Source organism: uncultured Thalassospira sp. (genome assembly GCF_963976115.1).
In the GTDB taxonomy this organism is placed as follows: domain Bacteria; phylum Pseudomonadota; class Alphaproteobacteria; order Rhodospirillales; family Thalassospiraceae; genus Thalassospira.
This window is the reverse complement of record NZ_CAXBJJ010000002.1, coordinates 304,151-325,746: the sequence shown is the minus strand read 5'-3', so window position 1 is coordinate 325,746 and position 21,596 is coordinate 304,151. Positions and strand designations below refer to the sequence as shown.

Sequence of the window (21,596 nt, the reverse complement as noted above, 5' to 3'; positions counted from 1 at the left end):
CTCCGCGGGGCCACTGTGCTTTTCCCGATGTAAAAGTCATTCTGATTGAAGCGACATCTTGCAGCGGTTTAAGTGATGGTTTGGTACACAAAGTTTAAAAATACTGTTTCCATCGTTCCTGATGGACCTTTGCAGTTTCTCGATATTCCTTTGAATCTGAACGCGCTTCCGCGCAAGGTACAGAGTGAGTTTTGGGAATATTTCAATAATGATAGTCAGCGATATATTTTAAAGGCACTGCTTCAGGACAAAGAAACGGGCGATTACCTGGACAGGCAGATCCATGAGCAAGCGACGGATCCGCGCAATGGGAAAAAAATCGCACCATTTTATTCGTTAAATGTCGAAAAAGCGTTGGAGCCATTCCTTGATAAATGGGTGCCTGCGCCTTTCCTGCGTACTGAGCCATCCGGGGATGATGTTGTCCAGCCGATGCTTAAAGGGTTGTCAAACTGGTCGCGGATGCGAATTGTTGCGCTGCCCGAAAGTGATATTGACGGCAATACACACGTTTTGACCATTGTCTTTGATCCAAAGCTTGAAAACCCGCGAGATGACGGTGTTACACCTGCAATTACGCGCGCGGACGTGATTGATTGTGCAGAAATGGCTCTAGCCTGCGAGGTTGCGCAGTATGCCTGGTTCGTTGGAGAAGAATGGGTCGATCACTGGCTGCAGGATCTTTTTGTTTCCTTCCTTAAGAGTAAAAATCCGAACAGGAAAGTGCGCCTTGAAGAACGTGAATATAAGGTTGAATATATTGCCAGATATATAACGTTCATTGATGTTTTGGCCGCGACGGACGCTATCCCCCGGGTTCGGTTGATCAATACAGCCCAGGGAACCAGTCCTGTGGAGGTTGATCTTGTGCTTGATGTCGGAAATTCCCGCACATGCGGGATGCTGATTGAACGCAACGAGCAGGGCGGGCCGTCATTGGGCAACTCCTATGTGCTTGAGTTGCGTGACCTGACCCAGCCAGAACAACGCTATACGGAACCGTTTAGCTCTAATGTCTGTTTTGCAAAATGCAAATTTGGCGATCCTGAAGATCTTTCTTACGCGAGCCAGCGTGAAACGGACCCGTTTGAGTGGCCATCTCTTGTGCGGGTCGGGCCAGAAGCTGAGCGACTGGCGACACTGTCTCGACAGGAAGAAGGACTTACGTCAATGTCCAGTCCCAAACGGTATCTTTGGGACGAGAAATCCTGGCGTCAGCAATGGCGTTTTTGCCCGGACCCCGAGCACCCGGAGAATATTGAAGAGCCGGTAAATACCGGCGCGTTTGCGCTTTGTGTGAATGATCGTGGAACGCCGATCGATCATGTCGAGGACAGAGTTCTTCAGCGCAAGCCGATCACGCGCGGGCAGTCGGAGTTTCCGGTAACCAACCCGCATTTTTCTCGCAGCTCTCTGATGATGTTCATGCTTTCCGAGGTGTTGTTGCAAGCCTTGGTGAATATTAATTCCCCGGCGCAGCGTGCATCACGCCTTAACCCTGATATTCCGCGTCGTCTGCGCAGACTTATTATTACGGTACCAGCAGCAATGCCAATTGCTGAGCGCAATATTTTCAGGCGATGGGCATCCTACGCGGTATCGACCCTTTGGAAAGCCATGGGATGGCATGACAAACTTGAAGAACTTGCTGCAACATCAAGTGCTGTAATTGATTTTCGTGAGCCGCCTGCCGTCGTTGTCGACTGGGATGAAGCAACGAGCACTCAGATTGTGTTTCTGTATAACGAGGTGGCTGAAAAATTTGCGGGGGATGTCACACAGTATTTCGACCTTCGCGGTAAAATGCGTAAGGGGTATGAAGGTGCGAAGACTCTGCGTGTTGCGAGTATCGACATCGGCGGCGGTACAAGCGACTTAATTATTACGACATACGAATGCAAAGATCACCGGGGCCCTATTCATCGGCTTGAGCCGCATATTGATTTCCGGGAGGGATTTAATACTGCGGGCGACGATGTGCTTAAAAAGGTGATCGAACGGCACTTCATTGTGCCGCTCGGGCAGCGCCTGCGCGAGGTCGGAATTCCTTTTCCGGAAGATTTTTTGACGATTGCGGTTGGCCGGGATGTGGCCGATCAATCAGAAAGCTATCGTCGTAAAAGGCGGCAGTTTGTCAATCAGGTCACAGTTGCGTTCGGGCTGCACATTTTGAAGTTGAGCGAAGAGTGTGACTTGCGTCAGGGCGATGTGATCAAAACCGTATCTTATGCCGATGTATTTCGGCATCAACAGGTTCCCGGTGCAGATGCCATTGAATTCATCGACGAGAATGTACGTCGTGCTGGCGGCAAAGGTTTTACCATTCGTGATCTGAGCTTTGATGTTGATTTGGCGGATGTCTTCGCTACGATCAAGTCTGCGATTAGTCCTGTGATTATGGATCTGTGCGAGATCATTGGAAGTTTTGATTGTGACTTGCTGGTGCTTTCGGGGCGGCCTTCTGCACTTCCGGCAGTTCAGGCGACTGTTTTGAATTTTGCTCCTGTGGCACCGGATCGTGTGTATCCGCTAAGCGAGTATCGCGTTGGTAAATGGTACCCCTATTGGAGTAGTGGCGGGCGTATTCGCGATCCTAAAACGGCTGTTTCTGTTGGGGCGATGCTGTGTTTGCTGTCGAACGGGCATCTGAGCAATTTCAACATGCGAACCAGTAACCTTAAGCCGCGCTCAACGGCTAGATTTATTGGTTTGCTCGATCAGAATGGTAAAATTGCCAACGAAACATTACTGTTTGAAGGCATGGATCTAGAAAAAGACAAAGACGAAGAAAAGTCGGCAACGATTGATTATTTGGGGCCGACGCGTATCGGATTTCGTCAACTCCCGCTTGAGCGCTGGACGGCAACGCCGTTTTTTGCCTTGACGTATTCGGATCAGACCTCTTCGGAAGATCTCGCCGATAAATTGCCGTTCAAGGTCGAGATTTCATATACGCGACAGCCAGAGGGCGAAGATGGCGCCTTTCAGCAGGAACTTCCGGACGAGGGAGTTTTTCGGGTTGAAAGCATCGAGACCAGCACAGGGGACATGGTTCATCCATCGACTTTGAATTTGCAATTGAGAACGATGCTCGACGAGAACGGTTATTGGCTCGACACGGGCATTCTCAACATTCCGAACATCAACTGAGCAAAAGAGCGATCTGAGTATGCAGACCGAAAACAAGCACCTTAAGCATGATTGCGAGATCGTTAGAGACGCTGTTTCGCATGCGCTCTCCTGGGTTGAAAATACGACAAACGAGAGTGCTGCTAATAACGCCGGTTTGGTAAAGGAATTGCGCAAGTCGGTTGTACATGTCGGGAAACTGGCGAAGGCGGCAGATCGCAAAATGTGCGTTGGGGTATACGGTGCCAGTCAGGCAGGGAAATCCTATTTGATTTCGACCCTCGCACGGAATGCCGATAATCCGCTTTTGGCGCGGTACGGCAATAATACCGTCGATTTTATCAAACATATCAATCCCGAAGGGGGAGGGGAGTCAACCGGTCTGGTGACTCGTTTTACTATGGATCGCGCCCCTAATGCGACTAATGATTTTCCGATCAAGGCCGCATTGCTAAGTGAGCTCGATATTGTAAAGATTTTGTCGAACTCTTTCGTGTTTGATATCCGTCATGAAGACGAAATCGACACATGTGATTTCGAGGAAACCGTTTTAAAGACACTGACGGAGCTGGATACTGCGCCTGTCGGCGTTTCACCGCTTAAAATCGAAGACGTTTACGATCTTGAAGAATACTGCAATCAAAAATTGATCCGAAGCCCGTATTTTCAGGCGCTCAAGCGTATCGGGTTTTGGGATCGAAGTGCAGGCCTTGTCCCGCATTTGAGCAAGGAGAGTCGTGCGATCCTTTTCGCTCTCCTTTGGCAGAATATGCCGATCTTCAATCGTATTTATGCGGTGCTGACGGATGCTTTAGATCGGATCGGTCACGCAACAGAGGTTTTCTGTGCGCCGGAAGCTCTGTTTCGTACCGAAGGCTCGGAATGGTCCCGCGATACAGCAAAAAGCATTATAAATGTTTCCGCCTTGGAAGGGCTTGTGAACTCTGATGGCGACGATGGCATTTGTGTTCGTATGGCTTCAGGACAAACTGTTGAGGTTTCGCGCGCGCAACTCGGTGCTTTGATTGCAGAGCTGGTTATTTTCATGGAATATCAGCCACATGATTTCTTTGATTATACGGATTTGCTGGATTTTCCTGGCGCAAGAACACGTAGCCCGAATGAAAATAATCCACAGGAACTGGAAAAGCCTGAGAAAGTCGCGGGTATCTATTTACGCGGCAAGGTTGCCTATCTGTTTGATCGCTATTGCGATGAGCAAGAACTAACGAGCATGCTGTTGTGTGTCGGTGATTCAAACCAGGAAGTTGCAGAAGTTCCGATTACGGTCGAGGAGTGGATATCTAAAACCCACGGCAGAAGCCCTGAGGACCGAGCAGGAAGACAAACGTCACTTTTTTTCATTATGACGAAGTTTGATACCGGTTTTGTCAAGGCAGCAGGAAAAGGAACAGATAATTCACGTTGGAAAACACGAATGGATTATTCGCTTATTAAGGCATTTTCCCAGAAATCACCCAATACCCGTTGGGTTAATGAATGGACACCCGGTCAGCCGTTCAATAATGTTTTTTGGGTTCGTAATCCTTATTTTCTTCAACAAGGGCTGTTTGACTATATATCGACGGATCCCATTGTTGAGCGCGGTGTAAGAGAAGATGAAAAGGCGTTTGTCGAGGAGATTTTCGACGGATATCTTAAATGCGATGAGGTCAAAAAGTATTTCAGGGACCCTGCCCGGGCTTTTAATGCAGCAATGGAAGTCAATGACGGCGGTATTTCGTATTTGATCGAACATATTCGTCCAATCTGTAATCCAGATCTCAAACGCAACCAGATACGGCAAAATATTGAGCATGCTATATCGCAACTTTTAGGTCTTCTCGGTCCATATTATGTCGATAGCGATTTGGCAGTTTTAACCAAGAAGAAAACTGCCGAGGCTGTTCAGGTTCTGCGTTCGTTGGCTATCGTGCTTAAACAGCAGAAAATGGGGGAATTCCTCAATATTATTCGCATCTCCGAGGAAGAATCTTATGAGGTTTTCCTGGGAAGCGAGCATCTGGCTACAAGTGTCATTACTGGAACAGCTAAACAGCAGGACGATACAACGGGTAACGTTCATGTTTATACCGGCGGTGACGACATTGATGAAATGCTCGGACTGGGTGATTTTGCCAATGAAGGTACCGATACGGGTGCGGACGAGGTAGAACTAAAACAGGACAGCATCCCGCAACCACAGGACCTTGCAGCGAAGTTTGTCGTTGATTTGGAAGCTGCCTGGACCAGCAAAATGTTTGAGTTCGCGGATAATGTGAACGCACTGCACTATTTCGGACTGGAGGCGGAGACGGTCCGGACGATTGCACGGGAGTTCATGAAGGCTGCCCATGGCCGTGGACTGTTTGCCCAATTGGCAGAGCTGGTCCGTGACGCTCAGCAACATAAAGCAGAACAGCAGGAAAGCTATCGCTGGAAACAGGTCGCGCCTGTCTGCGGGATGTTCAACGAATATGTTGCGACGCTTGGCTATGGTGGCGTGTTCGCCGAGGAAGGTAGCATTATTCGAGATCTGGGTGATCGGCAAATCCATATTTTCAAACCGATGCAAAAGGTCGGTGCCGAGACGCTTCCCGAGAGGTTCACCGATTCATATCGGACCCGATTTGTTGATTGGAGCCAGGCCGTGCAAGCAACCATTCGCGATAATGCCAGAATTGATGCGGGGATTGCTGGTGACAGCGAAGATAATGAACGTTTGGGGCGTGTTATCGCGCAAATGAGATCCTGCAGCAAAGGTGTGGCGGCGTAAATCATGTCAGAAATTAAACTTTCAGCTGTACCGAAGCGGGGTGTGCCGGGGGTGGTAACCGTGACGGCACACAATTGTCCGCTAGATTCCCAGAATGGCTTGAGGGTTGTTCTTGAGCGGCCCGGACATAACGAACCGTTTCTTGGCCAGAAGGGTTGGCAAACTGTGGAAGCAAGCCATGGCATCGACGTTGTAGAACAGGTTCAAAAGGGCCTGGTTTTTGAGCTTGGGCCACAAATCGTACAGTTTATGTCAACGGGTGGCTATCGCCTGAGGCTGTTTTCAGCATCATCGTCTGAGGCCTCCGTCGGCGTTCTTGCATGGCAACGCATCCCAATTTATCGCCCAAAGAAAGAAGCCGCCGGGGCATTTGACAGAGACCGGACCATTGAAAAAACCGCGCCCAATACGCCGCTTACCGGCCCGAAAACGGGAACGGGTGATGAAAAAATTGTGTCGCCGGGTGTTGCCGATAGTGCAGGAGTGGTTGGTGAAGAAGCACCGGAGAATACACAGAAACGCGGTAACGTCAGGCTCATTGCGCTGAGCATCGCTGTACTGCTTGTTTTCATCGCTGCGACCGGTGCTGGATGGTACATTTTATCGGGGGGCGATCGAACATCTGAACCGAAGAATATCAATAACCAGCTTTCTGCATTCTTAGCCACAAATCCGACACCAGACAAAGTGTACGAAAAAGGGCAGGAGTATTTATCGGACGGGGAAACCGGTGCCGCTATGAGTCTTTTTCGTCGTGCCGGTGAGCAAGGTGTGGGGAGAGCATATCTCGCATTGGCTGAGATCTATGATCCAACTGTAAATGTATCTCATGATGGTCTTAATAAGGATGGTGGCAAGGCCTATTCTTATTATGTCAAGGCCAGGCATTTTGAGCCGGAACGTACCGCCGAGGCTGTAAATCGTTTGAAGGCATGGGCCAGCGATCTTGCCACAACCGGCGATGAAAAAGCACAACAGCTTACACAGATGATGGCAATCGGGAATTAGGTGGGGAATGAATATGATAATCCGGACCAGTAAGTCACTCTTCTCCAAGGCCGTTCGCAAGATTTTGGTGGTGGCCTCGTTTGTGTTCCTGATTTCCGTTGTGCCGACTGGTGCCTTAAAAGCCATGGAAGCGCTCAAAGTTCCTGATGCACCGGAACTTTATCGTCGGGTTTTGATCTTGCCAGAAGCAAAAATTCAGGAACAGCCGGGAGAAGAGCATTCTGCTGAATTCAGCACGCTACCAGTGTTCTCGGTTCGATATATCTATGGTGAAAAGCAGATCGACGGCGAAGGCTGGCTTGAAATCGGCCGGGAACCTGTCGGCGGCGGAGACGGTTGGCTGAAAACCAGTTTCACGGAAGCATGGAAAAGTATGCTGGTGATGCAGTTTTCTCCGCGGGGACAGCGGAAACGTGTTCTGTTCTTTAATGAGAAAGAAGGCTTGGAGCGGAGCATTACAGCCGAGATTCCCCAAGAGCGTTTCGAAGAGCTTTATACTGATATCGCGGAAGGCCGTCCCGACCGTGGGTTGCTTGCGGCCATGGAGCCGCAAGCTGCCATTGATGCATCTTCACAACCGTATCTGATGCCTATTCTCGATTGGGCGCCAGGCGAGTATGAAAATGGTAGCGAAATTACCATGGTTCAGGTTGCAGGTCTGAACGCGCAGACGGCGACCGGCGGTGCTGGAAATGGTGCGGGTGGCGAAATGGCCGCGCAACCGGGTGCCGGTGCGGGTGAACCTGCACTGCCTGGGGCCGGAAACGAACCTTCCGGAGATCTTAGTGATTTCAAAATGGGGATCGTTTTTGTTATCGATACCACTCAATCTATGGGCCCATATATCGAGCGTACCTACGACGCGGTAAATGCGGTTTATGACCAACTTGCTCAGGACGGGACCATTGAAAAGGCATCCTTCGGGATTGTCGGTTATCGCGACGATGTGTCCTATAACAATCAAATCGGATATGTAACCAAGGTTTTCCAGAAACTGGATCCCCAAGCCCCGCGTGAAGCTGTGCTAGAGAATATTCGAAAGGTCAAGGCCGCCAAAGTGTCCACCGAGGGCTGGAACGAGGATGCGGTTGCCGGTTTGTATGAAGCCATTAATAATATGGATTGGGGACCCTACGCCGGTCGTTTGATTGTTCTGATCAGTGATGCCGGCGCGCGCGTCGGAACCGATCCACATGCTGCGCATCGCAATATGGCGATGGACAATATTCGCGAAATGGCGGCGGCCAAAAGTATTGCAATTTTTCCGATGCATTTGCGCACGGATAAGGCGGAAAGTGCCGGAAATGTGCCGTTGGCTGAAAGCCAATATCGCAGTCTTGGGACAACTGGTGACGTCAATGTGAACAAATATGTTGGCGTTGATCGTGGCGAGTTAAATACTTTTTCCAGTTTTGTTGGTGATTTTGCAAATCAGGTGCGTGTAAGTCTTCGGCAAGCGAACCAGGGGCAAACGGTTACCCCGGATCAACTCGATGACCTTTTAGAGCAGCAAGACCCGTTCCTTGACAATTTTGACAATGCACCGGCACCGCCAGAAGCCGACAATGCGGAAAACCAACCGCCTGAGGCTCCGCAAACTGATATGGGCCGAATGGCTGTAAACGAGATTTTCCGCGCCCAGATAGAATATATCGGGGCGCGAGACGGCGAACAGCTGCCGCCATTTTATCGGGCCTGGACATCGGATCGCAATTTGCCAAACCCGCAATTGGCAGCGCTAAGCGTGAATGTTTTCCTTAGCCGTAACCAACTGAACAGCTTAGCCCAAAGTTTACGTGAAATTGTTGATCAAGCACGCGCTGCCGAGCTTGATCCCGGTAATTTTTTTGGCCTGTTGCAAAGTCTTTCGGCAACAACATCCAATGATCCAAACCGGAATGATGGCGCTTTTGATAATCTTGCTGAAAGTGGCTTGTTGCCAACCTATCTAAGCCAGCTTCCTTATCGAAGTAAAGTGCTGCAACTAACGCAGGATGATTGGTTGAATTGGGGCATGACCGGGCAATTGGAGTTTATCGACGAACTTGAACTTAAACTGACGATGTATCAGCAAATGAACGATGATACGGATCGCTGGGTTGATTTCGGAAGCGAGGATTCCGGGCAGGCTGCTTATCCTGTTCCGCTTTACGCGTTGCCGTAGGACGGGATGATGGGGTGTGTTTATCAACTTAGAAACCTGATATTTCGTCGCCAAAGCGCAGAAAGCGAATTTGTGCTCAAAATTGACAAGTTGGATATCAAGCGGGGTGAGCTTGTCGCTTTCGTGGGACCCAGTGGCTGCGGCAAAAGCACGTTGGTTGACATTCTCGCCTTTTTGCTGGGGCATCATTGCGCTGATCTGTTCCGGTTTTCTCCAGACGTTTGCTCTGATGTTGCGGATATTTCCGCCAAGCTTAGCCAGAAATCTGATTTTCTGGCGCGGTTGCGTCGTGACTTTATTGGGTATGTTCCCCAGATCGGCGGATTAATTCCGTCTTTGACGGCATTGCAAAATATTGAACTGCCGTGTCGTTTGACGGGGCGATATGATCGAAACCACATACGTGATCTGGTTTCAGTGCTGAAAATCGGCGGATGTTGCGGCAAAAAGCCAGGCCAGTTGTCTGTTGGCGAACGTCAGCGTGTTGCAATTGCGCGTGCGATTGCGCACGGGCCATCCGTAATTATCGCCGATGAACCAACTGCAGCACTTGATCCTCACAACGCTGCCAGCGTTATGCGATTGTTTGTTGACCTTGTCCGCTCGCAGGGAAAGACGCTTATTCTGGTTTCGCATGATCGCGATGCGATACGGGAACTGGCAATAACGGAAATAGAACTGGTGCCGCAAGCCAATGCAGGGCAAGTCGTAAGTTCGATCCGTTATGCGCACGAAGAGGAGAGCTATGCATAATTTTTCTCTTCGCAGTTTATGGCAAATTTCCGGTGTTGCGGTTCGAGATTACATCCACGATGTCCGGCTTTCCAGTTGTTCAATCCTGGGGCTGGCGGCTGTATTGGCACCTGTTCTTGTATTATACGGACTCAAATTCGGGGTCGTCTCAACGATGGTTGAGAACCTTAACAATGATCCGGCGATACGTGAGATCAAGATCCTTGGGCAGGGAGAGTACAGGGTAGAAGATCTGGACGCATTTTCAAATCTTCCTGGTGCTTCTTTCCTGATCCCTAACACACGTTTTCTTTCAGCAACGCTGGATCTTAGCTCGGCTAAAAACACCAATCAGTTTGCAGTACGCTCTGAAATGGTTCCTTCCACGCGGGGCGATCCACTTTTGCCAACTGAGCAAAGCGATGGGCCTTCCGGAAATAACGTCTATCTGTCTGCTGCACTTGCCGCGCAGCTTAATGTTCAGGTCGACGACCATGTGACGGGAAAAATCGTAAGGGTTGCAAATAAAAAGCGTGAAGCAGTGCGCCTTGATTTGGTCGTTCAAGGTATTTTGCCGCTCAGCACGACCCAGCGAAAGCTTTTGTTGGTATCGCTTGATTTATTGCTGGCAGCAGAAGATTACCGCGAAGGTTTTGCCGTTCCTTCCATGAACTGGGAAGGATTGGCCCGGGACGGCTTTGTGCGTTCCTATGCCAGTTTTAGGCTCTTTGCTGCAACCATGGATGATGTAGAGGCCTTGCGTGCCGAGATGGCAAGTCGAGGCATCGAGACCAAAACCCAGCTTGACCGCATTGAAATGGTTCGAACCTTCGACCGCAATTTGACGGCCCTGTTTTTGATCATCAGTTCCCTGGCATTGTTCGGTTATGCGTTAGCGATGATCGTTAGTGTAATTGCCTCCGTCGCAAGAAAGCAAAAAGATATCAGCATTTTGAAGTTATTGGGATTCTCTGATCTCGATGTGGCAATGTTGCCGATTTTACAATCTATCCTGACCACGGTCGGCGGAAGTGTTTTGGCGATCATACTTTATTTTCTGGCGTCGGAAATCATCAATCGCAACTTCGCTACAGGTTTGCAATCAGGCGAGGTGCTGTGTTTGCTGTTGCCTCACCACTACCTGATAGCTGTCGGTGCATCTGTTTGCCTTGGCGGTTTGGTTTCTGTTGTTGGCGGTTTTAGCGCCGCATCAGTGATGCCTGCTGAAGGAGTGCGCAATGATTAACTTTAAGAACATATTTCGATTTGATCATGTCATGACTTTGCTGATTGTTAGCAGTGGCATCGCCTTTATTCCGCATGTCGCAATTGCGGCTGACTCTCCTTGGTGCATGTATGATGACCCTGCTTTCTACAGGGCAGAAAAAGTTGGCAATGGGCAAGCTGGTTCAATATGCGGTGAGGTGGCCGAAAATCAGGAACTGCCAGAACAGATCATTCTTGATATGCCCTGCGAACGCAAAATGGTCTTTAGGCGTGTTACAGTGCCGGTCAATAGTGTCCTTGATCATGCCGAAATTTCACTTGGCAATCTGTTGAACAATGCCGGGTCGGACAGCACCGATGAATTGATCAGCCAGCAACGCAAGGGCTTTTTGGCGGGCGGCTTGTCCATGAACCACGGCAAGCATCCGACAGGCAAAGATAACGCTTATCGTGGTCTGGATGGACGATCGTATTACATCGGCAAATACGAAGTTCTGGACCATCAGGCAGATTTGTGGCGCAACGGGCTTATGGCTTCCGATCCGACGGTTTCAGTGAATGCCTGTCAAAGTTATAATGAAAATATATCCAAGCTTAAGGTTAACAAGATTGTTCCTGCACAGGGCATTAGCTGGTTTGACGCTGTTGCTTTCTCGCGCGATTACACAAACTGGCTGCTGCTGCGCGACAAAGAGAAAATCAAGAAGGGTATAAAACCTCAACTCCCGTGGGAACAAGGATCTACATCTTATCTTCGTTTGCCCACGGAGGCGGAATGGGAATTTGCTGCGCGGGGCGGTGTTCTGGAAGAAGGGGCAAATTCCGGTATCTATGCCATTCACGACCCACGCAAGAATACTGTTCGCGCCGGAACTGCGCGAGAAGTTGCTATATATTCCGGATCAGGAACACAAATTCTTCAAAAACCCAAGGCTGCAGGTCTACGCGCGCCAAATCTTTTGGGGATTTACGACACTGTCGGCAATGTTGATGAAATTGTTTATGACATGTTCCGGTTGATCCGGCCTGATCGGGTCCATGGGCAGGCTGGTGGCTATATTGTCAAGGGTGGGAATTACCTGAGCCGAGAAGCTCAGGTCAGGGTCGGACAAAGACGTGAAGTCCCATTTTTCCAGTCCGAGGGTGAACTAAAACCCAAGACAACCGGTTTTCGACTTGTACTTGCTGTTCCTGTTTTTACGTATGGTGCAAACAGCAATAATCGCTGGGGCAATGGTGTATTAAACCAGCCGCTTGCTGATGCGTTGATTTCAGCAAAAGCAACAATCTCAAACAGTGCTGATGACAATCGTCAAGTCGCCGATAATCGACTTTCGGAATTGCGTGAAGCCCTTGAGAAAGGGCAGGTCGAACAGCAAGACCTTGCCGGTAGCCTTGCCGAGATCAAGGTCGCGTTAGAGAAAAGCAATGTGGAACTTAATGAGAAGGCGCGGCTGGAACGTCGAGAACGGTTTAAGGCATCGGTTTTGACGGCTTACAACGTCTTTTTAATGGGCCGAAACCTTTATTCTTCAGTACGTCAACTCAACGAATTTGTTGATAAATACAAGGTTGCCGAAATGGATGCGACGCTTCGGGCAAAGGTTTCGGAAAAGCTTACCGAGCAGCTTGGCAAGTATGAAGTTATGAACGGAGCCTTGGATAACGCTTTTAATTTTTACGTGTCCAATATTCAGAAGTTCGCAAAAGAACCGGAAGACGGCGTTAAAGACGCCGTCAGCAGTGTACGTTCAGAACTGAAGCAAGCCCAAATTGTCGTGTTTAAGCAGTTTGTCGAGCTAGCTGAGAATCACATTGCGAGTTTACGAAAGTCGGCGGGAACGTTGTCTCCGGCTTCGGTCGATGGATGGCTTAATGAAATTGATTCTGTAAGGGAAAGGCGCCTTGAGAGGCTCCACCACCTGGAACAATACCTATAGTAAAATGAGGGGATAGGTCATGAATGTTGTGTCAAAACGTATTCTCGTGCTGATGGTGTCAACGTCGCTGCTTTCGGGCTGCGTCACACCTGGCACGATGGGGAAATACGATGACAAGACCGATGCATGCTATGCAGAGCGCCAGCCATTGGTATCCATTGAAAAGAAGTTCAATGAATCACTGGTGACGGGTGCCGTTGTTGGTGCGCTTGTCGGGGGGATCGCTGGTGCATTATTGGGGGGTAAAAAAAACAGGACGGGAGGCGTCCTGGTTGGGGCGGGCGTCGGCCTGCTTACCGGACTTGCCGCCGGTTATCTGCAAGGCAAGCAGCAAAAAGGTTTAAGCCAACAGCAAATTCTTCAGGAGATCAACAGTGATACATCGACCGACAAGTTGCGTTTGTCGCAAACAACCGGTGTTGTGAAGAAGCTGACGGATTGCCGTTTTGCACAGCTTCAAAGGGTGCGAAATGGTCTTGAAGCCAATTATCTGACCAAAGAGCAGGCGACATCTGAGCTTAAAAAGATTCGAGAACAAATGGCGATTGATCAGAAACTTATTCAGGGAATTCTGGATGATTCTGAAAAACGACTGGATGCCTATGCGTCGGCCGAAGCACAAACCCGTCAAGTGGAAAAATCAATGGTGGTAAACACCAGTGCTGTTCCGACCTGGATCCCGCCCGAGGATAGAAAACCTGGCGCAGTTGAGTCTGATGCTGTGACTGAAACACTTTATGCTCTTGGCAATACCAATGTCCGGTCCGGATCATCAACGAGCAGCAGCGTCTTAGGATCCTTGCGTAAAAATCAGAAAGTCGAAGTTATTGGTCGTGCTAAGGATGCGCCGGAATGGTACGAAATTTCTTTTAAAGACCAAAGGGCCTTTGTCCATGGATCTCGTCTGACCAGCAACAAGGTCGAGGGGGTGAAAGATCCGGTTACTGTCGCAGAGAGACCTTTGCAACAAACGCAAGGCCTTCAGGACCCGGTTTTGGTTGGAACAACGACGGGGATGAACCCGCACGAACAGGCCGTTGTTGCCCAGGCCGAGGTCGCAGCCGTCAGCGAGACCCGATATAAGCAGTTGGCGGCAGAAATTGACGACATTGGATTGGTCGGCGGGCTTGATTTGCTTTTGCTTGGGCCAAACGGTCAACAGCGCGCCCAAGCCTGATTGTTGGCGCCCCTTAACAGCGGATAGTTTTAATGGCCCGCCTGAATTTCCTTACTGTAACAGATACCTCCAACTGGTTCCCCGTTTTGGGAATCGACGGAGCATTGCTAGCGCAACATGCCTTTGTTCGCAGTGTATTGCTTGATATTGCACCTGAGCTGGCGGATCTTTTTGCAGAACCTGTCTATAGACGTCAGCCGTCGGGAAAGATTGATAGCGTAACCTGGTACACGCAGGCGCAGGGGGCCATTAAAAAGCTTAACCATCTGGAACCGGATTTTCGCGAAAATATCATTGCTGATCTGATGGTCCAAATTGGCAAATGTGCTGAATTGTGCCGTCATGCCGAGATTGGAAATATTTTGGCGGGAATGCTCCAGCTTGGTGCACATGATTCGATCATGGTCGTTGGGCGTAAGCCTGTCTTGATCAATTGGGCATTGAATAATCCAGAAATTATCGATGCGGATCATCCGTTCCAAAGTATTAATGAATTTTGGCGGGATTTATTAAGCCAGCCGGATTTGGCTCTGTTGACTGAGACGATCCAAATCGACGCGCCATCCGAGACAGCAGAACAGGTGCTTGATAGCCAAGGCACGGAGTTGATACCTGCGGTTGCCGATAATTCTACTCAAGACGATGCGCCTGAGGACCTATCTGAGGAAGATAGGCTCGAATTTCGGGAAGGAGACGGCCGAAATACAGTTCAAACCAGAGAGAATGTAACTGCCGAGCCGTATTCTCCACCGGAAGGAGAAGCGATACAACGGAAACCTCAAGTAACTGTCGAGCCTCAACAGTTTTGGAGAGATCGCTTGTGGTTTTGGGGCGGCTGGATTGTCGCCGCTCTTTTGCTGTTTTTTCTGTTTTTTGTGTTGTGGTGGCATTTTTGGGGGCATTCCTGGTGGGCTCAGGGGCGAAATTCGTCCATGCTTGACGCGTTAAAAGCCGAAAGAGATCGTCTTTTGGAAATGGTCCAGGACCCTTGTGCGCCGGAAGCGCAGGGTTATCTGGAACAGAACGCTTTGAGTAATCCTGAGATCATAACGCCATCGCTTGATGGTGCGGGGGGGCCTACCCTGGCTGATGCCGCGACTGGATTGCAGAGTGAGGCAGCTGATGAAGCCCATGCCGAAGAACCGGCCGAGGCACCTCAAAAAATTCAAAGCGGTGATGACAATCATGACATTTCTTCTGCACAACCTAAAAGTATGACTGAACTCGCAAAGGCTGCCGAAAAGTCGATTGTCCTCATTCTTAGTGCCTCGAGGGACGGTAGTGCGAGTATGGGGACAGGATTTTTTATCAGTCCGGAGCTAATAGTTACTAACCGGCATGTCGTTGAACGAAGCCGTGACTCTTTTGCGTTCGTGACGAGTGAATGGCTGGGGAATGTTCAAAAGGCAAAAATTGTTGCCATGTCACCCGACGCCGAAATCGGTAATTCGGATTTTGCCCTGTTGAAATTAAGCAGTCAGTCAACCGGCGTTCCATTACCGGTTAGCAATAAGGTTGATAAACTTATGCGTGTCGTTGCTGCAGGTTATCCGGCCTTTTTGACCCAAGGTGACCCGGCGCTAAAGCGTTTGATTGGCGGGGATCGTAACAGCGCCCCTGAGATGGTTTTTACGACCGGAGAGGTAAGCGTTGTGCAAAAACACGTGAATAAGCCAGACATTGTTATTCATTCGGCTGATATCTCGCAGGGCAACAGCGGTGGGCCTTTGATGAATGCGTGTGGTGAAGTCGTTGGCGTTAATACGTTTGTCGGGCAGGATGCCCAATCTGGCAGACGGGGATTATTTTCAATTTCTGGCGCAGATCTGCAGGATTTTCTTCGACAACACGGTGCCAGCTTTGAGGCTGTAGATGGGCCATGTCGTTTGGTGGCCGGGGAGTAAAAGAATATGGATTTAATCCTGAAAACTAAGCTCTCTGAATTTACACCCTTGCGGGTGCACGGGCAAAATTTGCATCGACTCTCTCCCCATCTTCTCGCGTTGCTTAAACGTAATAATGTGAATATGGCGGGGATCGAACTTGCGGAGCCAAAAACAAGCCGGGCACGGGGAGAAATTCAATGGTTCAGTCGTTCTAAACTAAATTATGAACCCTTTGCTTCTTTGGATGCCTCCGAAAGGCAGGCTGTCAATGAACAGGTCGGACAGTTCATTGAGGCAGTGTCGGTGCTTGCCGATCGTCTTGAGGCGGAAACGGGGAATAAAGAACATAATGAGGTTCAGCTTCTGCGCGGCTGTATAGAAGGCATCGGTATCGATCATACCTATGTCGCCGACGATAAGGTTTTGCTATGTTGCTGGGGGTGCTCAGAAGCCGTCGCACAAGAAAAATTTCATGTTCTTAGTGCTGTGGGGAAATCTTCGCCGATACAGACAGATGATACTGAGCTTAAGAAAGATGCCCGAAAGGAGCCCCCGATTGAAGACGACGCGGAGGAATGTCGGTCACCAGCACCAGCCGTTGCGGAACCGGCGATATCGAGACCAGAGAACCAGACCGATCCCGCGCATCGGAAGTGGAATTGGGGTCGTCTTTGGCCTCTTTTGATGATGCTTTTGTTATTGTTGCTTTTACTGTTGTTCTTCCGCGGTTGTGGCGCGGTTGGCATTCCGCCCATGATGGGAGGTGGGTTTGGTCTGCCATCTATCGGGATGCCCTCAATTGGGCGAGGGGCTCCGGAGACGGAACAGTCTTTACGTGAGGAAATTTCTGAATTGAAATTGCGCCTCGCAAACGAGATACAAGCCTGCACTATCGATGATCCGACTGCCGACAATAGTCCGCCCATTGAAAATAATCCGACCGCAGAGCCAAGTGCCGAAGATCGCCTTGCCCAGGAAGGATCATTTGTCGGTGCCGTGAATATTTCTTTGGTTTGGAATAATCGACACGATCTCGACCTTTTGGTTGAAGATCCAACCGGAGAATTGATCTATTTCCAGCACAAACAGTCGGGAAGCGGCGGCTATCTTGATATTGATAAAAATGCCGGTAGAAGTCAAACCGACACGCCCATCGAAAATATCAAATGGGACCAACTCGATGCGGCACCGCGCGGTGTATACAAGGTCTATGTTATTTACTTCAATAGTCGTGCCGTCGACGCCGATATTGATCCGACCGATTTTACGATCACGACGACCATCGATGGTGAAAGTACTGTAACAGAAGGACGCGTGTCAAAGGACAGGTTGAAAGAAAAGATATTTGTTACTTCTTTTGAGCTTGAATAGGCTAGCAACCTGTCGGATTTGACGTTTTTAATGCTGCGCAGGTGGAAGGGCTGCGATAAGTGTCCGGATAAAGACCCGGTGCCGGGCCGAGGTTCAAGCACTTTCGCGGTATGTTCGCCGATTTCTATTGTTCTCAGATCGGCAAGCGCCGAACTTGACAGACTGATAGCCGTGATCCTTCCGGGGTCGCGGAACCATTTGCGAAGGACCGGATCAAATCTGACATGTTTTGGTTTCTCGCAAGAGACATGAACTGAATTTTGCCGTTTATGCCTCAACGTTTACCGTGATTGTCGATTGAAGCCGGGTTTCAGAGCCAGTTTTGCACAAAACGTATTTGTCAGGTTCATGCTGCAAAGGCGACCGATCATTGGCGTCGCGAGAGATATTTGCGACATGATCCCGGTACACAGAAAAACCGCTGCATCGGGGTTAGGATGTTGTTTTGTTCATCGGGATAAGGGCAGACAGCCCGAACCAGGCTGTCTGCCTTTTTAGAACATCCTTTATGTTCTGTCTGAAATAGCTTTTTCCGGCGAGATTTCCGACAATGACAGATGTTTTTCCCGCAATTTCTGTCGCCAGCTATCAAGAAACAACAATATTGGCGCAGCGATAAAGATTGAGGAAGTTGTGGCAATAACCACGCCAAAGACCATTGGGACGGCGAAACTTTTGACTGCAATGCCGCCAGAAATAGCCATTGGCAAGATTGATAGCAACGTCGTCAGGGATGTGAAAATGCACCGTGCCAATGATTGGTTGATTGACATGTCGATAATTTCGCGCATCGGCTTTTTACGAAACAGACGCAAATTTTCGCGCATTCGGTCATAGACCACCACCTTGTCATTGACAGAGTAACCGATCAGCGTCAGTAGCGCGGCAATAGCGGTGAGGTTGAAATCCAGTCCCGTGATGGCGAAAAAGCCGATCGTTTTTGTGAGGTCAAGAACGAGAGTGACGATCGCACCGACAGCAAAGGGCCATTCAAAACGCCACCAGATGTAAACCAGCATGGCCAGGCCAGCGAGAATGACGGCAGTGGCACCTGACGTTGCCAGTTCACCGCTAACTTTCGGCCCGACCACCTGGGTGCTTGAAAACGTAACGTCGGAGCCAAGGGCCTGCACGGTTGTTTTAACCGCGTCTACGGCTGTCGTCTGTGCTTTTTCTCCGCCTGACTGGCGGGGGATCCGGATCAGAATATGGCCGTCCTTATCTATGTTTTGCAGGCTTATATCGCCCAATCCCAGTTGAGACAGTCCGTTGCGCAAGGTCGGAAGACCCAGCTCTATCGCGCCGGTTTTGTCGGTTCCGGGCGCGATTTCCATCTGGATGCCCCCTTTGAAATCGACGCCATAATTCAAACCCGGCTTGATGAAAAGGCCGACCGAAATTGCTGAGAGTAACAAGGATGCACCAATGCCAAAAAAGCGGGCCTTCATGAATGAAATGTTGGTTTTGCCGGGCATAAAGGGGAACACAGGTTCGATCACCAATGTCTTTATGCGGTTGCGCAAGACGATTTCAGTCATGATGACCCGGACGACGGCCACGGCGGTAAACATTGAAATCAGGATGCCAAGGCTCATCGTGATCGCGAACCCGCGGACCGGTCCAGATCCGAATTCAAACAGCAATGTCGTTGCAATCAGTGTTGTGATGTTTGAATCAATAATTGTGGCGTATGCACGCTTGAACCCGGCATCAAGCGCCATAAAGCCTGAAAGGCCCTTTTTCGTTTCCTCGCGAATGCGTTCATTGATCAGGACATTGGCATCAACGGCAACGCCAATACCAAGGATAATCCCGGCGATCCCTGGCAGTGTCAGAGTGACCCCCAATACACTAAGAACACCAACGGTCAGCATGATGTTCAAGCCCAGCGCCAGATTTGCGATCAGACCCCAGCGCCCATACAGCAACACCATGAGGATCACCACCAGAGCAAAGCCAACAATACCGGTATAAAGCCCCATATGGATCGCATCCGCGCCAAGATCGGACCCTACGGTTCTTTCTTCAATAACAGTCATTGGTGCAGGAAGGGAGCCCGCGCGTAACAAGGCGGAAAGCGTTACCGTATCGGCCACAGAAAAATTGCCGCTGATCTGCCCCGAACCACCCGTGATGGCGCTTTGAATGACAGGGGCGCTTAAAACTTCATTGTCGAGAACGATGGCAAGTTCGTGACCTATATTTTTGCGGGTTATCTCGGCCAGTCGCTTCGCCCCGGATGTGTCGAAACGGAAATTGACGACTGGTCTCTGGGTTTGCGGATCGAAACCGGCATGCGCGTCGGTGAGATGCTCACCCGTCAGTACGGGGCTTCGTTCAACATCATATTGGTGGCCGTCTTTCCCTGCCAGCGTCATCATACCGGACGGGACAGTGCGACTGGCCAGGGCTGCTTCATCAACCAGATAAAAGCGGAGCTTGGCGGTACTGCCGAGCACTTGCCGCACCTGCGCAGGGTTTTGCACGCCAGGCAGTTGTACGAGCACCCGATCAGCACCAACCCTTTGAATGGTTGGCTCTGCAATACCGATCTGGTCGATGCGGCTGCGAATGATCTCCAGGCTCTGCTGGGCGCTGGCATCAATGCGATTGCGAATACCGTTGTCAGACAAGGTTATGTGAAGTGCCTGATCATCAGAGGTCGAGGTTACAAACTCTGCTGCCGGTTTGTTCCCGGGTGCTTTGACCATGTTGCCGGTCAACCCGGCAAGAGCCTGCTTTGCGGATGCGAGTTGGTTAATGTCCTGTAGCGAAATGATGATTGTCTGATCCTTGCGCCGAATATTCTGGATCGCAATATTGGCCGCATGTAAGGTTTCTGCAGCTTCTTTGAGTGTGGTGTCGAGACGCTCGCGGATCATCGATGCGGTATCGATTTCCAGCACCAGCTGAGAGCCTCCACGCAGATCGAGGCCCAGAGAAAGCTGTTTGCCGGGCAGGAAAGATGGCCATTTAGCCAGTTGATCAGAAGAAAAAAGGTTTGGCAAAGCAGTGACGAAGCCCATGATAAGAATCAGGGCATAAATCGCCACGCGCCATGAAGAAACACGCATGTCACATGAACTCCGGATAGCCGCACCGCCGCTTATGGCCGGTGTGTCCTTATCCATTATTATTAAAGTTTATCGTCCGCCTGTCGGGACGGAACAATTTTTGATTGGAGATCAGGTGCGGGTTGGTGGAGATCTTGGTGCGTAAGGAACGATTGTGCGGGTGGCGACGAAGGAATTCCCCTCGCGCAATTGATGCCGTGTAAATCCGGAGAAGGGATTTGGAATATTGGCACCCTGAGCGCCCAATCCGAAAAGACCATCAGATGAACCGGGTAGTTTTTTGAAGGATTCATTTCGAGAGGCGATTAAAGATAAATCGCTACTTGAAGGAATGACACCCTGTTTGTTCGGAAAATCATTGGTTGTAGAGAAGGGAGTAGAGGGTCGCGAAACGTGGGACGAGATCATGGAGGTGGGATATAAGATGCTCCCACTGATAACGGCAAACCCAATGAAGGCCAGGCACAGGACAATCCATCGCAACGGTGATGGGACCGTTGAACGTTGTGTGGATATGTCGTGTTTTATGGCTTTATCAGAAATCATATGAGCCGTTTCCAGAAAAACGATCAGAAGATAGTCTTTTCACAATCGCAAGGCAATATGCAGGATGCAGAGATACAGCTGCTATTGTCTTCGCGTTTCGGTTGATATTTACAACCCCAACATTCCGAACGACCAGCGGATGGTTTGCCTGTTTTCGCCCAGCAGATTAATCACAAGTCGTCGGGACCAACCCTGTAACCGAGCAACCGGCAAAATCATGATTTCGTTTTACGAACGGCCTGCCGGTCCGGCGAATGACGGCTGCGGAGGGTAGCTTTCAGGTAATTTGGGCGGGCTGGATTTTATCATCGCACGCACATCAATAATCTTGCATTTTACGTGAATGCAACTGGTGACGGCCCGTGCATACCATGACTGTTTTAGAAGGGGCAGGGCAGTCGACATGTCGTTGTTTTGAAATATGTCAGATACATGAAAAACCTGTGATGCACATGGCGATGTGCCAACTGAAGTCATAAGATCAAACAGGCGTCGGCACGTCATATTTTTAATTTAAAAAAAGTCAATCAAATCAAGATTATCCGATAGTTTTGGCATAAAAAGAA

11 protein-coding genes are annotated in these 21,596 nt (G+C 49.8%); 10 read left to right on the top strand and 1 reads right to left on the bottom strand.

Features of this window, described 5'->3' with window-relative positions; translation table 11 throughout:
- Positions 1 to 75 precede the first annotated feature (75 nt).
- The 10 genes from AAC086_RS03355 to AAC086_RS03310 are packed head-to-tail and all read left to right on the top strand — an operon-like array spanning position 76 to position 17,410.
- The gene (locus AAC086_RS03355) at positions 76 to 3,150 is read left to right on the top strand and encodes a virulence factor SrfB (RefSeq protein WP_339775273.1); all 3,075 of its coding nucleotides are present in this window, start codon (positions 76 to 78) and stop codon (positions 3,148 to 3,150) included.
- Positions 3,151 to 3,169: 19 nt separating this feature from the next.
- Complete coding sequence (locus AAC086_RS03350; RefSeq protein WP_339775272.1) at positions 3,170 to 5,905, top strand: virulence factor SrfC family protein; 2,736 nt, start codon at positions 3,170 to 3,172, stop codon at positions 5,903 to 5,905.
- 3 nt (positions 5,906 to 5,908) lie between these two features.
- Positions 5,909 to 6,913, top strand: coding sequence for a hypothetical protein (locus AAC086_RS03345; protein WP_339775271.1), 1,005 nt, complete (start codon positions 5,909 to 5,911; stop codon positions 6,911 to 6,913).
- A gap of 7 nt (positions 6,914 to 6,920) precedes the next feature.
- Positions 6,921 to 9,077: a vWA domain-containing protein gene (locus tag AAC086_RS03340; protein ID WP_339775268.1), complete on the top strand. Its 2,157-nt coding sequence runs from the start codon at positions 6,921 to 6,923 to the stop codon at positions 9,075 to 9,077.
- Between the two features lie 6 nt (positions 9,078 to 9,083).
- Positions 9,084 to 9,830 (top strand): ABC transporter ATP-binding protein, encoded by a 747-nt coding sequence (locus AAC086_RS03335; protein WP_339775266.1) that lies wholly within the window; start codon positions 9,084 to 9,086, stop codon positions 9,828 to 9,830.
- Positions 9,823 to 11,055: an FtsX-like permease family protein gene (locus AAC086_RS03330; protein ID WP_339775264.1), complete on the top strand. Its 1,233-nt coding sequence runs from the start codon at positions 9,823 to 9,825 to the stop codon at positions 11,053 to 11,055. Before AAC086_RS03335 ends, AAC086_RS03330 begins: the two co-directional genes overlap by 8 nt.
- On the top strand, positions 11,048 to 12,976 hold the full coding sequence (locus AAC086_RS03325; protein WP_339775261.1) for an SUMF1/EgtB/PvdO family nonheme iron enzyme: 1,929 nt from the start codon (positions 11,048 to 11,050) through the stop codon (positions 12,974 to 12,976). Before AAC086_RS03330 ends, AAC086_RS03325 begins: the two co-directional genes overlap by 8 nt.
- Positions 12,977 to 12,995: 19 nt before the next feature.
- Entirely contained in the window at positions 12,996 to 14,153 is a 1,158-nt protein-coding gene (locus AAC086_RS03320; protein WP_339775259.1) for an SH3 domain-containing protein, read from the top strand.
- 32 nt (positions 14,154 to 14,185) lie between these two features.
- The gene (locus AAC086_RS03315; RefSeq protein WP_339775257.1) at positions 14,186 to 16,057 is read left to right on the top strand and encodes a serine protease; all 1,872 of its coding nucleotides are present in this window, start codon (positions 14,186 to 14,188) and stop codon (positions 16,055 to 16,057) included.
- A gap of 6 nt (positions 16,058 to 16,063) precedes the next feature.
- Positions 16,064 to 17,410, top strand: coding sequence for a hypothetical protein (locus AAC086_RS03310; protein ID WP_339775254.1), 1,347 nt, complete (start codon positions 16,064 to 16,066; stop codon positions 17,408 to 17,410).
- A 506-nt stretch (positions 17,411 to 17,916) separates the two neighbouring features.
- Here AAC086_RS03310 and secD read toward each other — a convergent pair.
- Positions 17,917 to 20,484: a protein translocase subunit SecD gene (gene secD, locus AAC086_RS03305; protein WP_339775252.1), complete on the bottom strand. Its 2,568-nt coding sequence runs from the start codon at positions 20,482 to 20,484 to the stop codon at positions 17,917 to 17,919.
- Between the last annotated feature and the right edge of the window lie 1,112 nt (positions 20,485 to 21,596).

Excerpts from the sequence above, each read along its gene's own strand:
- AAC086_RS03330 (WP_339775264.1), top strand. The coding sequence starts at position 9,823 with ATGCATAATTTTTCTCTTCGCAGTTTATGGCAAATTTCCGGTGTTGCG.
- AAC086_RS03350 (WP_339775272.1), top strand. The coding sequence starts at position 3,170 with ATGCAGACCGAAAACAAGCACCTTAAGCATGATTGCGAGATCGTTAGA.
- AAC086_RS03325 (WP_339775261.1), top strand. The coding sequence starts at position 11,048 with ATGATTAACTTTAAGAACATATTTCGATTTGATCATGTCATGACTTTG.
- AAC086_RS03310 (WP_339775254.1), top strand. The coding sequence starts at position 16,064 with ATGGATTTAATCCTGAAAACTAAGCTCTCTGAATTTACACCCTTGCGG.
- AAC086_RS03315 (WP_339775257.1), top strand. The coding sequence starts at position 14,186 with ATGGCCCGCCTGAATTTCCTTACTGTAACAGATACCTCCAACTGGTTC.
- AAC086_RS03355 (WP_339775273.1), top strand. The coding sequence starts at position 76 with ATGGTTTGGTACACAAAGTTTAAAAATACTGTTTCCATCGTTCCTGAT.
- AAC086_RS03335 (WP_339775266.1), top strand. The coding sequence starts at position 9,084 with ATGATGGGGTGTGTTTATCAACTTAGAAACCTGATATTTCGTCGCCAA.
- secD (WP_339775252.1), bottom strand. The coding sequence starts at position 20,484 with ATGCGTGTTTCTTCATGGCGCGTGGCGATTTATGCCCTGATTCTTATC.
- AAC086_RS03320 (WP_339775259.1), top strand. The coding sequence starts at position 12,996 with ATGAATGTTGTGTCAAAACGTATTCTCGTGCTGATGGTGTCAACGTCG.
- AAC086_RS03340 (WP_339775268.1), top strand. The coding sequence starts at position 6,921 with ATGAATATGATAATCCGGACCAGTAAGTCACTCTTCTCCAAGGCCGTT.
- AAC086_RS03345 (WP_339775271.1), top strand. The coding sequence starts at position 5,909 with ATGTCAGAAATTAAACTTTCAGCTGTACCGAAGCGGGGTGTGCCGGGG.